The sequence below is a fragment of the Methanobrevibacter sp. genome (assembly GCF_045112895.1).
Taxonomy (GTDB): domain Archaea; phylum Methanobacteriota; class Methanobacteria; order Methanobacteriales; family Methanobacteriaceae; genus Methanocatella.
In genome coordinates, this window is sequence record NZ_JBGUIH010000001.1 from 1 (window position 1) to 12,891 (window position 12,891).

The following is a 12,891-nucleotide window of genomic DNA, read 5'->3' on the forward strand; positions in this document are numbered from 1 at the left end:
AGAAGTAATGGATGTTAACTTAGTTCAAAGGATGCATAAATCTGGTAGAAAAGTTAATTTCAGAGTAATTGTTGCTGTAGGTAACAAAAACGGATATGTTGGATTAGGCCAAGGTAAAGCTAAAGAAGTCGGTCCTGCAATCAGAAAAGCTGTTGATAATGCTAAATATAATATTATCAAAGTAAGAAGAGGTTGTGGAGACTGGGGTTGTGTCTGTGGAAGAGAACACACCGTACCTTTCAAAGTACAAGGAAAAACCAGTAGTGTAAGCGTTACTTTAATGCCAGCTCCTGCAGGTGTAGGTTTAGTAGTGGGAGATGTTGGTAAAACTATCTTAAAACTTGCTGGTATTCACGATGTATGGTCTCAAACTTTCGGTCAAACCCAAACTACTGTTAACTTCGCTAATGCAGTATTCGATGCTCTAAAAGAATTAAGTAATGTAAAAGCAAGTCAAGAAGACCTCAAGAAAATGGGAGTCAATTACTAGATGGTGATTACTATGTATTTAGTTATTAGAGTTAGAGGAACTACCGGTGTCATTCAGAAAATTGCTGACACATTAGACATGTTAAGACTTAACAGAATCAGCCACGCAGTCATCGTTGAAGAAAATCCTAGCTACGAAGGAATGCTTCAAAAAGCTAAGGATTACATCACCTGGGGTGAAATTGATGCGGAAACTTTAGCTGCTATCATTGCTAAAAGAGGCAGACTCCCAGGAAACGTTAAAGTTACTGATGAATACGTTGCTGAAAATACTGATTACAAAGACATCGCTGATTTATCTAAAGCTTTAATTGAATCTAAAGTTAAATTAGCTGATGTTGGAATTAAACCTGTATTCCGTTTACACCCTCCAAGAAAAGGATATGAAGACATTCGTTTATCTGTTAAAGAAGGTGGATCCTTAGGTTACAGGGGAGAAGAAATTAAAGACCTTGCAAAAAGAATGCTTTAAGTCAGGTGTATATTTATGATTAGAACAAAACGTAAAATTAACAAACAAAGAGGTTCTAGATCCAACGGTGGAGGCTGTACTAAAAAACGTAGAGGTGCAGGTAACAAAGGTGGTAAAGGAAAAGCCGGTATGGGCAAACAACATTGGACTTGGACTGTAATCCACGATCCTGACCACTTTGGTAAACACGGTTTCAAAAGACCTCAAAAAATGATTAAAAAAGTTAATGCTGTTAATTTAAGTTACTTAGAAGAACAAGCTGATGATTTAGTTGCTAGTGGCAAAGCATCACAAGAAGGAGATGCAATTGTAATTGATGTAACTGAATTAGGTTTTGACAAAGTTTTAGCAAAAGGTAAAATCACTAAAACTTTCAAAATTTCAGCTCCACAATTTTCAGCATCTGCTATTGAAAAAATTGAAGAGTTAGGAGGAGAAGCTATCGAATTATAGCTTTTTTCCTTAAAATTATTAGAGGAAAATTATGTCAGCGCTAGAAGTTTTAGAGCCAATATTTAAAGTTATTCCTGAAGTTAAGTCTCCTGTTCACAGAGAAGATTTCAATGAAAAACTTAAATGGACTGGGCTTGTTTTAGTTTTATACTTTATATTAACACAAATTCCATTATATGGTTTAGCTCCTGGAGCTATTGATTCATTTGCTCAGTTAAGAGCAGTTATGGCTGGAAGTTTCGGTTCCATCCTTACTTTAGGTATTGGACCAATCGTTACTGCATCAATTGTATTGCAGTTATTAGTTGGTTCCAATCTTTTAGAATTAGATTTGTCTTCTCATAAAGACAAGTCTCATTTCCAAGCTACTCAGAAAATCCTTTCCATAGTTTTCACAGTATTCGAGGCAAGTGTTTTGGTATTGACTGGGAACCTTGTTCCTATTGACAATTCCTACACTTTCATATTGATTGCCCAACTTGTTGTAGGTGCATTAATCATTATCTACCTTGATGAAGTCGTTTCAAAATGGGGTTTCGGTAGTGGTATTGGTTTGTTCATTGCTGCTGGTGTATGTCAAGCTATCATTGTAGGAACATTCAGTATATTAAAGGGTTCAGATGGCCTATTGGCTGGAATTATTCCTAAATTTATCCAACTAGCTAGTGGCGGTACTTTTGACTTTTCCATATTGATTCCATTGATTGCAACCCTCATAGTATTCGCGGTTGTTCTTTATGGTGAGGCCATGAGAGTGGAAATTCCTATTTCTCATGGTAGTGTAAGAGGTCACGGAAGAATTAGAGGATCTGTAGGTAAATACCCATTAAAATTCGTATACTCAAGTAACATGCCGGTAATTTTGACAAGTGCATTGCTTGTAAACGTTACATTATTCGCTAACATTTTCCAAAAAATCGGATTCCCGATTTTAGGACATCTCAAAAACGGTAAGGCTGTTGACGGTATTGCCTGGTTGTTATCCACTCCTAATTTGTCCATGTTCATTACAGAACCGTTCCACGTTCTTATATATGCAATATTTTTCATTGCATGCTGTATGTTGTTCTCTTATCTATGGGTAGAAATCAGTGGATTGAATGCTAAAAAGATTTCTGAACAGCTTTATAACTCAGGTATTCAGATACCTGGATTCAGAAGCAGTAAACGTCAATTGTATAAAATTTTGAAAAAATATATTCCTGCACTTACCATTATCAGTGGTATTTATGTAGGTCTCATTGCTTTCCTTGCAGATTTGACCGGTGCTTTAGGTGGAGGTACCGGAGTATTGCTTACTGTAGGTATTCTTCATAAACTTTATGAGGAAATGGCTGAGGAACAACTCATGTCCGCAAATCCACTTCTTAGAAAATTCTTAGGAGATTAGATTCTCTCCTATTTTTTTCTTTTTAACAATATGTGAGGGGAAAAAATGAAATTAGTAGTATTAACAGGTATTCCAGGTTCTGGAAGTACAACATTACTTAACAAAGCACTTGAAGAAGTCGATTATGTACATTTAAATTATGGGGACATAATGACTGAAATTGCTATTAAAGAAAATATTGTTGAAGATAGGGATTCTTTAAGAAAATTACCAGCTGAAACACAAAAGGAAATTCAAGCTAAGGCTGCAAAAGAAATTAAGGAAAGGTCTGAAAACGACAATGTCATTGTAGATACTCACTGTACCATCAACACACCTGGAGGATTTTTGCCAGGTCTCCCAATTTGGGTTTTAGAAGAATTACAACCGGATCTTTTCATATTAGTTGAAGCAAATCCTGATGAAATTATTTACAGAAGATCAAATGATGAAACCCGTTCAAGAGATGTTCAAAAAGCTAAAGACATCCAATTACATCAAGAAATGAACAGGGCAACTTCTATGGCTTATGCAACTTTAACTGGGGCTACTGTTAAAATTGTCTCTAACCATGATAATCATTTAAACTCTTCAGTTTCAAAATTAGTGGATGTATTAAATTTATAAATTACAAAAGAGGTATAAATTATGGTTGATTTCATGACTCCTATTTATGGGGCATTAAATGCAGTTTTCAATCCGATTTTAGCTATGGATCCGAATCCGGCTAATCCTGCTTTAACAGTTTTAATCATTGCATTCATTGTTTCTTTAATTACAACTGTTGCAAATAAGTATTTGGTGGATCAAGACAAGTTAAATGAACAACAAGCTGAAATGAAAGAATTCAATAAAAGATTAAGGGATGCTCAAAAAAGAGGTGACGGAAAAGAGATTGCAAAGCTTCAGGCTGAACAGACAGAACTTATGCAACAGCAAACCGCAATGATGACTGACCAATTCAAACCAATGTTTGTCACTTTCGTTCCAATCATTTTGATATTCTTTTGGATGAGAGCTTCTGCCGTAAGTGATTTGGTTATTATTTTGCCTAAAACCGTATATTGGGTTATCTTAACTCCGGTTTGGCATATGATTGGAAGTTTCATGTATGGCGGTAAGGCAACCATTCCATATGGTATCGGTTGGTTATTATGGTATTTCATTTGCACTTTTGGTATGAGCCAAATATTAAGAAAATATCTTGGATTCAAACAAGGGTTCTAAATTGACCTAAAAAACTATACCTTTATTAATAATGAAGAATATATATTATAGCATTCTATTTTGAATACGCTATTACACAATTATTTAAATTATTAAAAATTATTATAGGTGATTAAATGCCTGCAAATAGGTTTAGATCAAGATCATATAAAAGAGTTCATAAAAACACCCCTGGTGGGAAAAATGTTTTAAGATACAAAAAGAAAAAACCATCTAAGCATGTTTGTGCTGAGTGTGGTGCAATATTGCATGGAGTTCCTCGTGGACGTCCATATGAAATTGGAAAATTATCAAAAACAGCTAAAAGACCTAACCGTCCATACGGTGGGTACTTATGTTCAAGTTGTGCTCGTAAAATTTTCAAAAACGAGGCTAGAAAATAATGATAATTACTGTCGGCGGATTAGCTGGAACCGGAACTACAACAACTGCTGAGGGTCTCTCAGAAAAGTTAAATATTCCATATATCTCTGCAGGTTTTGTTTTTAGAGAAATGGCTGCGGAAAAAGGAATGAGTGTTCTTGAATTCAGTGAATTTGCTGAAGGTAATGATGATATCGATAAAGAAATTGATAGAAGGCAAGCTGAAAAGGCCAAATCTGCAGAAGATTTGATTGTAGAAGGAAGATTGTCAGCATATTTTGTTGACAATGCTGATTTGAGGGTTTGGTTGGTAACACCCTTTGATGTTCGATCAAGAAGAATTTCCGATAGGGAAAACAAATCTGTCGATGTGGCCAAAAGAGAGATAATAACTCGTGAAAAAAGCGAAGCCTTAAGATACATGGAAATCCATAATATTGACATTTCCAATATGGATATCTATGACATAATTATAAATACTGGTACTTTCAATCCTGAAAACGTATCAGAAATCATTATTCAAACATTAAAGGTGATATAAATGGCATCAATTGAAGTAGGTAGAGTATGTATTAAAACTGCTGGTAGAGAAGCAGGCGAAAAATGTGCAATCGTTGAAATTATCGATGAAAACTTTGTAGAAGTAATTGGTGAAGCTGTTAAAAACAGAAGATGTAACATCGCTCACTTAGAACCAACTGCAGATTCCATTGATGTTTCTGGTGATGCAGAATCTATCAAAGCAGCTTTAGCTGACTTATAAATGAATAATTGAAACGATTATTCATATCTTTTTTTATTTAACTATTTTTTTATATTCAAGGTTTTTTTCATGAAATTTGATATGGTGACCAAATCTAAAAGTTTCACTTCCCCGGATTTTGGCTGCAAGCCGGAAGAAAGGGAGATTGAAGAATATATCTCTAAGGGTGTAATTAATTTAGACAAGCCATCAGGTCCGACCTCTCATGAAATAGACTCTTGGGTTAAACGCATTTTACCAATTGAAAAATCAGGTCACGGCGGAACACTTGATCCTAAAGTAACTGGTATTTTACCAGTTGGTTTGGATGATGCCACCCGTGCAATTCAACTGCTTTTAACAGCTCCCAAAGAATATGTCTGTCTTTTGACATTCCATCATGATGTTGATGAAGACAGGATTCGTGAAGTGTTCAGCGAATTTACCGGAAAAATATTCCAGCTTCCTCCAGTAAAGTCCGCTGTAAAGCGTGAGCTCAGGACCCGTAACATCTATTATTCGACAATCTATGAAATTGAAGGCCGTGACGTCTTATTCAGAATAGGCTGTGAAGCGGGAACCTATGTCAGGACATACTGCCACAATATCGGAGAGGCATTGGGTGTTGGAGCGCATATGGCAGAGCTTAGAAGAACACAAGTGGGCTCATTTACGGAAAAGAATAACCTGGTTACATTGCATGACGTGACTGACGCATATCATTTCTGGATTGAGGACGGCGATGAATCATTCCTGCGTGAAGCCATCATGCCGATGGAAAGGGCTGCAGACTATCTTCCAAAAATCGTCATTAAGGATTCAGCGGTAGATGCAGTCTGTCATGGTGCGGACCTTGCCTGCGGAGGAATTGCAGAATTGGCAGACAATATTCAAAAGAACGATATTGTAGCTATTGAAACCTTGAAGGGTGAATTGGTAGGTGCAGGTCATTCCTTTTTAACTTCAAACGAAATTTTAGAAGCCGATTCAGGCTTTGCAGTTAATGTTTCCAAAGTATTTATGAAACCGGACACTTATCCGAGATTCTGGAAATAACTTTTTTTTTAAATAGATGTGAAAAGATTTATAATTCTTAATAACCTAAATAATCTTAAAGAGAAGTAAAACTCTAAATATTATTATAAAAACAGCAATACAAGGTGTAAATTATTTTTAACAGAAAAATATTCCTGTCTCTGATTTTTGCATTAATTCTTCTTTTTTCGATTACTGCAATTCAGGCAAGCGAGGCCAACATAACGGATTTGTCAATGCAGAATTCCAGTGATGATGCTATTCAAATTGAAGAGAGTTCTCAATTCAGCGATTCAGATGTTATTGGTTCAGATAATTTATCCGTTGACCAAATCAGTGCTTCTTTGAATGAAAAAAGTAAAAACAAGACGGAGCTTTCATCGCCATCGACAAGCGTTTATTATAAGGGATCTTATAATGTGACTTTAAAAGATTCAAATGCAAACTGTTCATTGGCTAAAAAGAAGGTTTATTTTACTATAAATAATGTTAACTATAACTCTACAACAGATAAGAATGGTGTTGCGAGCGTTAATTTGAAGCTAACTCCAGGCAAATATAAGGCAAGCATTCATTTTGATGGTGATAAGGCCTATGAAGCAAGTGCCTTAACTTCCTCTTTTAAAGTGTTGCCCACCATTAAAGCATCTAATCAATCAAAATACTACAAGGGCAGTACAAAATATAAGGCAACATTCCTCACCAGCCAGGGAAAGGCTTTGGCAAATAGGAATGTCAATGTAAAGATTAATGGAAAGTCATACACTAAAAAGACAAATAAGAATGGTTTTGTAAGCCTTCCGGTAAACTTGAAGCCGGGCAGCTATAAGGTTGTTGCAGCCGATCCCGTTACAGGATATAAGCTGACCACCACATTTAAGGTTCTATCAACTATTTCGGCATCCAACCTTAATAAGGTCCAGGGCGACAGCAGAAAGTTCAGCGTAAAATTCTATAAGAGCAATGGAAAGGCCTTGGCTAAAAAGTATGTTAAGATTAAGCTTAAGGGCAAAACCCATAAGGTCAAAACCAATTCAAAGGGCATTGCAACATTATCTTTAAAAAAGCTTAAGAAAGGCACATATAAGGTCATCTGCTACAATAAGGACGGTTTGTCAAAAAAATACACCATTAAGGTTTTCAAAAGGAAGGCATCCACCAAATTGACCACTAAGGAGTATACGTTCCTTCCTAATGATGCCAAGAATCTTAAAATAAAATTGTCAACCAGCTTGAATGATGATTCAAACTCCGGAAGAACCGTTAAGATTACAGTTGCTGGAAAGACCTATTCCAAAAAGACCGATGGCAATGGCATAATCAATTTCAAATTGCCATCCCTGAAGAAGGGCGTTTATAAGGTCAACTACAAATATGAGGGAAACAAGTATTTCAAGGCTTCAAAATCATCAAATTACATCACGCTGCTTAATGACACTTCACACACTAAACTTAAAGTTAAGGGCACAAAAGCTTTTGGATTTGGTGCAGGCACCTTGCTTAAGGTTTCATACACTGCCGATGGAGTTCCTTTGGCTAAAAGGACAGTAAACTTCACTATTGGTGGTGAAAATTACACCAACACTACAGATTATAAGGGAATTGCAGCAGTCCCTATCAACCTGAAAATTGGCAATCATACGGTCTATTATCAAACGGATGATGACTCCATTGTAAACGGAACTTCAGGATCTTGCAAGATACAGGTCTTTAAAAGAAGCCCCTCTAAAGTTACTTGGAAATGTGGAACTTCCTATAAGGATAATCTCCAGACCTTCAAGGTTCTGGTAACCGATTCCAACGGCAAGGCCATCTCCGGAGGAAACATTGAGCTGACCATTGATGGCGAAACATATAATTCTACTGTCGGGTCAAATGGATATGCAACATTCAAAACGGAGGTTGCATTGGGAAAATATAAGGTTTCAGTCAAATTTTTAGGAAACAACGAGTATCTTCCAAGTTCCAAAATATCCAAATCAGTCAATGTCAAGCTTTCCAAATATGGAAGTGGGCTCAACCAAAAGAACGCCAAGTCCCTGAGGGCTTATCTCAAATCATCTTGGCATTGCAAAGTTGGAAGTCCAGCAATTAAAAAATTAGTCAAATCACTGACCAAGGGATTGACCAATGACATCGATAAGGCAAAAGCCCTGTTCAATTACGTAAGGGACACTTTGGATTACAGCTACTATTATAATACAAAATATGGTGCATCAAAGACATTGAAGCTTAAAAAGGGAAATTGCGTTGACCATTCACATTTGCTGGTTGCGATGTATAGGACAGCGGGCTTTCAGGCAAGATATGTTCATGGAGTATGCCATTTCATAAAAAGCGGAGACACAACCGGCCATGTCTGGACTCAGGTCAAGATTGGCAAAACATGGGTTTGCGGAGACCCGATTAGCTATTCTAACTCTTTGGGAAAAATAAAGAATTGGGATACTAAGAACTATTATATACATGCTAAATACAGAAGTCTTCCATTTTAGTTTTAATTTTGAATATATATAATAATATTTTTTTACTATATTTTTTTGATAAATAAAAAAAAGTGTGGGAAGCTAGAATGCTCCTCCACCTCCACCACCGGATCCTCCTCCAAGGCCACCGAAGCTTCCGGAATCGGATGATGAATGGGTTGTTGAATAGCTTGTACTGTATGCGTTTGACATCAATCCGTATCCTCCATAGTAGTGGTACAGGAATATTCCATCGTCATAGTCTGAGATGTTAGGCACTTGCAGTTTCATGGATTCGTAGACCTCTTTAGCTACTCCAAGAGCGGTTCCATAAATCAAGTACTTTTTCCAGACAACTATGGATTCTGGAGGGCGCTCTTCAATTAAACTGTTGTCTTCGATGAATTCCTTGAAGTTTCTCCATTTGAGATAGAAGACACGACCCTCTTCGGTCCATCTTCCGAAGATATCGTCATCAAAGTGCAGCAGCGCCACTGAAAATAGCGCCAGGAATATGCCTCCTACAAGTGCATAGATTCCGTTTCCAAGATTTGTGGTAAATCCTAATGCAGCTATTATTATTCCAAAGAGAATGCCAAGAAGTGCTATGGTTGCTATCATTGATGCACCGGTGTCGTCAAATAGTTTTGATTTGTCAAGCTTGTTTTGAACATCGTCTTCCCATTTTTCAATATGTTTCATAAACCATTCTGCATTGCTTTCTGAGGAAAATCGGCTGTTCAATTGGGACAGATTCAAAACGTTGTCTTTTGCAAAGTGTTCCAATGTCTTGAATACTATCTTTTCGCTTGAACTTAATTTGTCGTATTCCTGATGATTGAATGTTAAAAGCAAATCGTTCAATTCATTTTCAGTGCCATCGTCAGCAAATATCTTGAAGGCCTTCTTGTCAATAAGGTTCATGATTGATGCCTCAAATCCCTTTATGTTAGGCTTTCCGATATTTCCCTTATTTTCAATGAAAGCATTGATCACTTCCGGCGGATCGTCTGTCGGAAGGTCACGTTCATAGATTCCGTCATACATCACTTTAGGTTCCCTGCCGTATTTAAGATAGGTAAACACTGCACCTATGGGGCTTATGATTGACAGCAATGCCAAGACAAGAAAGCTGGTGTTCCAGAAATTCCTGCTGTTGACGCTGTCTTCAAGGTTCTTCAGTATCATTTCACGGCCGTCTTCGTTGACATGCTTTGCATATGGCGCATCATTGAAATCGTCAATAGGCATCAAAACGAGCAGTTCATAGAATTCGCCTTTCGGAATGGATGAACTCTGCGCGGTTATTGTGTTTCCCTGCAGTGATGAGGATTCGTTGTAGTCCTGTGGGTTCAGGTAGTATTCGTTACCGTTGTCTCCAGGCAGGTTAATTATGGCTGTCAAGCTGCCGACGCCGACATCCCACTCTTCTCCCCAGAGCTTATACTGCAATCCTCCGACATCGTTGAAAAGGGTCACTACGCCGCTAAGGTCATAGCTGATGTGAACGGATACGTCACAGTCCCTGATGCCTTTGGTATGCGCCTTATCGGAATATAAGTAGATTTTCAGATGCTTATATCCGTTATCGTCACTTTCCTTAAGTACAGCATAGGCTCCGTCCGCCGAAACCTTAATATTGCTGATGCTCTCTCCGGATTTCAGAGGAATATCCCTGTAGACTCCGTTGAATGCGCCATCAAATGAATAATCATACCTTTCATCTACATGAAGCAGACCATTACTTCCAACCGTCAGTTCAACAAATGCCTGATCTATGGTATAGCTTCTGTCGTCATCTGCCGAAACGAGCGTAACTGTTGAAAATAATATTAAAAAAAGTAAGATTATACAAAATGTTCTTTTAACATTCATATAATCCCTACCCGTTTAAAATTTGACTTCTGGAACTGCTTTTTCGGATTCTGGTGCTTGGAAGAATGCTTCTTCGCTGAATCCAAACATTTTTGCAATGATGCTGCTTGGGAATTGTTGGCATGCATTATTGTATTTCAAGACAACGTCATTATAGAATTGCCTTGCATAAGAAATTTTATCTTCGGTTTCGGTCAATTCAGCTTGCAATTGCTGGAAGTTGCTGTTGGCCTTGAGGTCAGGGTAGTTTTCGGCAACCGCAAACAATGTTTTCAATGCACCGGTCAATTGGTTGTTCGCTTCGCTTGCCTCTTCAATGGAAGATGCATTCATCACGCTTGTTCTTGCTTTGGTTACCTCTTCAAGCACGCCCTTTTCGTGACCTGCATAACCCTTGACTGTCTCGACAAGGTTTGGAATCAGATCGTTTCTTCTTTTAAGCTGGACATCTATTTGCGCATAGCTGTTTTTCACGCGGTTTCTGAGTCCAACGAGATTATTGTACATGTGTATGATTGTTACCACAACAAATATGACTAAGATAATTACTATTATTAATAAGATAAGGTTCATTTTATCACCTAATTTATAGTATATTTATCATTTAAAAATATACTTTTCTTTTTATGATTGGAAATCTAATAATTCTTTTGAATCAATCATTTTTATGAAATTCCTTATTAAAGCAATACCTTTATATATAGGTAAGTAAATATATTATCTTATCATATTATTCTAGATGATATGATTTGCAAGTATTTTGCTGACTATTCATGCCGAGATAGTCTAGCCTGGTAAGGCGCGAGACTGGAAATCTCGTGGGCGTTCAGCCCTCCTGGGTTCAAATCCCAGTCTCGGCGTTTATTAGTTTTTAACTATATTTTTTTAATATCAATAAAAATACTTGTTAGACTGATATTTATTGCACTCTTAGTTTGTTTGAACTAAGTTTATATTGTTGAAAGAACTGTGTTTTGCTAGTCAAAACATTCGAATCTATTATTTTACGTCTCGTAGGTTCGCTCTATAAATGGAGGTTATTTAATGGAAGACGATTTTAAGCATTTAGTGCGTATTTCAAGAAAGGACGTTGATGGTAATAAGACCATTGAACATGCTTTAACTGAAATCAAAGGTGTCGGAATGTCTTTATCTAAAACTATGTGCCGTATTTTAGACTTAGATTTAGATGCTAAAATTGGATATATTGCTGATGAGGATGTTTTAAGAATTGAAGAAATTTTAGAAAACCCACAAAAGTTTGATATTCCATCTTGGATGTTAAACCGTAGGGAAGACTATGAAACTGGTGAAGATATTCATTTAATCGAATCCGACCTTGACATGACTTTAAGGGATGATTTGAACAGAATGAAAAAGACCAGAAGCTACAAAGGTAGAAGACACGAAGTTGGCTTACCTGTTAGAGGTCAAAGAACCAAATCTACTTTCAGAAAAAGTTCTTCAGTTGGTGTAAAACGTCGCAGATAGGCATGGGACTTTTTTTATAAATAAATTATTTAAATTCAATTTTATAAGGAGATGTTTTAATGGGACAACCTAGAAAATCAAGGAAAAAGTATAATACACCACCACATCCTTGGAATGCGGAAAGAATTAAAAACGAAAACAAATTAATGACTAAATACGGTTTAAAAAACAAAAAGGAAATTTGGAAAGCCGATACTTTAGTCAGAAGGTACAGTAGGGAAGCAAGATACTTACTCGGTTTTTCTGCTGATCAAATGCAAAAAGAAAAATTACAATTATTAGGACACTTAGCTAGAACCGGTGTTTTGCCAGAAGGCGCTGCTCTTGAAGAAATCTTAGATTTAAATGTTGAAGATATCTTAAGAAGAAGATTACAAACCATTGTATACAAAAAAGGTTTAGCTCGTACTCCTAAAGAAGCAAGAATGTTTGTTGTACACGGCCACATTGCTTTAGGCGGTAAGAAAATCAACTCCCCAAGTTATGTAGTATTGAAAGGTCAGGAAGATGATATAGGATTCTATCGTTCTTCACCTGTTGCTAAACAGATTGAAGAGTACAACAATAGCAAAGTTAATAAAGCTAATACTGAGGAATAGAGGGTGTAACTATGGCAAAAGATGAAAAATGGGGAATAGCTAATATTTACTCATCATTCAATAACACTATTATTACTGTAACAGATATTACTGGTGCTGAAACTATTTCACAATGGTCTGGTGGAAGAGTTGTACGTGCAGACAGACAACAGGCTTCACCTTTCGCAGCTATGGCTGCAGCAACCAGAATAGCTGATGATGCTAAAGAAAAAGGATTTGTTGGCTTACATATTAAAGTAAGAGCTCCTGGTGGAAATGGACCTAGAAGTCCAGGACCTGGTGCACAAGCTACTATTCGTGCTTTAGCAAGA

The 12,891-nt window shown here is 36.9% G+C and carries 16 protein-coding genes and 1 tRNA gene; 15 read left to right on the forward strand and 2 right to left on the reverse strand.

Annotated features, from left to right (window positions below):
• The 11 genes from rpsE to ACJMLD_RS00055 all read left to right on the forward strand — a co-directional run.
• On the forward strand, positions 1-490 hold a 490-nt coding region (gene rpsE / locus ACJMLD_RS00005), incomplete at its 5' end, for a 30S ribosomal protein S5 (RefSeq protein WP_405266758.1).
• Between the two features lie 12 nt (positions 491-502).
• Entirely contained in the window at positions 503-961 is a 459-nt protein-coding gene (locus ACJMLD_RS00010; RefSeq protein ID WP_405266760.1) for a 50S ribosomal protein L30, read from the forward strand.
• A gap of 15 nt (positions 962-976) precedes the next feature.
• The gene (locus tag ACJMLD_RS00015) at positions 977-1,414 is read left to right on the forward strand and encodes an uL15m family ribosomal protein (RefSeq protein WP_405266762.1); all 438 of its coding nucleotides are present in this window, start codon (positions 977-979) and stop codon (positions 1,412-1,414) included.
• 31 nt (positions 1,415-1,445) lie between these two features.
• Positions 1,446-2,804 carry a preprotein translocase subunit SecY gene (gene secY, locus ACJMLD_RS00020; protein WP_405266764.1) on the forward strand — a complete coding sequence of 453 codons (1,359 nt, stop codon included), beginning with the start codon at positions 1,446-1,448 and terminating at the stop codon, positions 2,802-2,804.
• Between the two features lie 45 nt (positions 2,805-2,849).
• Complete coding sequence (locus tag ACJMLD_RS00025) at positions 2,850-3,410, forward strand: adenylate kinase (protein ID WP_405266766.1); 561 nt, start codon at positions 2,850-2,852, stop codon at positions 3,408-3,410.
• 21 nt (positions 3,411-3,431) lie between these two features.
• A complete protein-coding gene (locus ACJMLD_RS00030) occupies positions 3,432-4,010 on the forward strand; it encodes a DUF106 domain-containing protein (protein ID WP_405266768.1) in 579 nt (192 codons plus the stop codon).
• A gap of 116 nt (positions 4,011-4,126) precedes the next feature.
• Entirely contained in the window at positions 4,127-4,393 is a 267-nt protein-coding gene (locus ACJMLD_RS00035) for a 50S ribosomal protein L34e (protein WP_405266770.1), read from the forward strand.
• Entirely contained in the window at positions 4,393-4,914 is a 522-nt protein-coding gene (gene cmk, locus ACJMLD_RS00040; RefSeq protein WP_405266772.1) for a (d)CMP kinase, read from the forward strand. Before ACJMLD_RS00035 ends, cmk begins: the two co-directional genes overlap by 1 nt.
• Positions 4,915-5,136, forward strand: a complete 222-nt coding sequence (locus tag ACJMLD_RS00045) for a 50S ribosomal protein L14e (protein ID WP_405266774.1) — start codon at positions 4,915-4,917, stop codon at positions 5,134-5,136.
• Between the two features lie 69 nt (positions 5,137-5,205).
• A complete protein-coding gene (locus ACJMLD_RS00050; protein ID WP_405266775.1) occupies positions 5,206-6,171 on the forward strand; it encodes an RNA-guided pseudouridylation complex pseudouridine synthase subunit Cbf5 in 966 nt (321 codons plus the stop codon).
• Positions 6,172-6,386: 215 nt separating this feature from the next.
• A complete protein-coding gene (locus tag ACJMLD_RS00055) occupies positions 6,387-8,645 on the forward strand; it encodes an Ig-like domain repeat protein (protein WP_405266777.1) in 2,259 nt (752 codons plus the stop codon).
• Between the two features lie 72 nt (positions 8,646-8,717).
• On the opposite strand, the gene ACJMLD_RS00060 is transcribed toward ACJMLD_RS00055, so the two are convergent.
• Complete coding sequence (locus ACJMLD_RS00060) at positions 8,718-10,490, reverse strand: DUF2207 domain-containing protein (RefSeq protein WP_405266779.1); 1,773 nt, start codon at positions 10,488-10,490, stop codon at positions 8,718-8,720.
• 15 nt (positions 10,491-10,505) lie between these two features.
• On the reverse strand, positions 10,506-11,063 hold the full coding sequence (locus ACJMLD_RS00065; protein ID WP_405266781.1) for a LemA family protein: 558 nt from the start codon (positions 11,061-11,063) through the stop codon (positions 10,506-10,508).
• Between the two features lie 202 nt (positions 11,064-11,265).
• Here ACJMLD_RS00065 and ACJMLD_RS00070 point away from each other — a divergent pair.
• From ACJMLD_RS00070 to rpsK, 4 genes are all read left to right on the forward strand, one after another.
• Positions 11,266-11,350 (forward strand) — tRNA-Ser (locus tag ACJMLD_RS00070).
• A gap of 184 nt (positions 11,351-11,534) precedes the next feature.
• Complete coding sequence (locus tag ACJMLD_RS00075; RefSeq protein ID WP_405266783.1) at positions 11,535-11,981, forward strand: 30S ribosomal protein S13; 447 nt, start codon at positions 11,535-11,537, stop codon at positions 11,979-11,981.
• A 59-nt stretch (positions 11,982-12,040) separates the two neighbouring features.
• Complete coding sequence (locus tag ACJMLD_RS00080) at positions 12,041-12,580, forward strand: 30S ribosomal protein S4 (protein WP_405266785.1); 540 nt, start codon at positions 12,041-12,043, stop codon at positions 12,578-12,580.
• Positions 12,581-12,591: 11 nt separating this feature from the next.
• The coding region (rpsK, locus tag ACJMLD_RS00085; RefSeq protein WP_405266787.1) for a 30S ribosomal protein S11 at positions 12,592-12,891 on the forward strand (300 nt) is incomplete at its 3' end.

Coding starts and splice junctions, on each gene's coding strand:
- ACJMLD_RS00010 (WP_405266760.1), top strand. CDS start 503: ATGTATTTAGTTATTAGAGTTAGAGGAACTACCGGTGTCATTCAGAAA.
- ACJMLD_RS00015 (WP_405266762.1), top strand. CDS start 977: ATGATTAGAACAAAACGTAAAATTAACAAACAAAGAGGTTCTAGATCC.
- ACJMLD_RS00055 (WP_405266777.1), top strand. CDS start 6,387: ATGCAGAATTCCAGTGATGATGCTATTCAAATTGAAGAGAGTTCTCAA.
- ACJMLD_RS00045 (WP_405266774.1), top strand. CDS start 4,915: ATGGCATCAATTGAAGTAGGTAGAGTATGTATTAAAACTGCTGGTAGA.
- ACJMLD_RS00060 (WP_405266779.1), bottom strand. CDS start 10,490: ATGAATGTTAAAAGAACATTTTGTATAATCTTACTTTTTTTAATATTA.
- ACJMLD_RS00080 (WP_405266785.1), top strand. CDS start 12,041: ATGGGACAACCTAGAAAATCAAGGAAAAAGTATAATACACCACCACAT.
- secY (WP_405266764.1), top strand. CDS start 1,446: ATGTCAGCGCTAGAAGTTTTAGAGCCAATATTTAAAGTTATTCCTGAA.
- cmk (WP_405266772.1), top strand. CDS start 4,393: ATGATAATTACTGTCGGCGGATTAGCTGGAACCGGAACTACAACAACT.
- ACJMLD_RS00075 (WP_405266783.1), top strand. CDS start 11,535: ATGGAAGACGATTTTAAGCATTTAGTGCGTATTTCAAGAAAGGACGTT.
- ACJMLD_RS00030 (WP_405266768.1), top strand. CDS start 3,432: ATGGTTGATTTCATGACTCCTATTTATGGGGCATTAAATGCAGTTTTC.
- ACJMLD_RS00035 (WP_405266770.1), top strand. CDS start 4,127: ATGCCTGCAAATAGGTTTAGATCAAGATCATATAAAAGAGTTCATAAA.
- ACJMLD_RS00065 (WP_405266781.1), bottom strand. CDS start 11,063: ATGAACCTTATCTTATTAATAATAGTAATTATCTTAGTCATATTTGTT.
- ACJMLD_RS00025 (WP_405266766.1), top strand. CDS start 2,850: ATGAAATTAGTAGTATTAACAGGTATTCCAGGTTCTGGAAGTACAACA.
- ACJMLD_RS00050 (WP_405266775.1), top strand. CDS start 5,206: ATGAAATTTGATATGGTGACCAAATCTAAAAGTTTCACTTCCCCGGAT.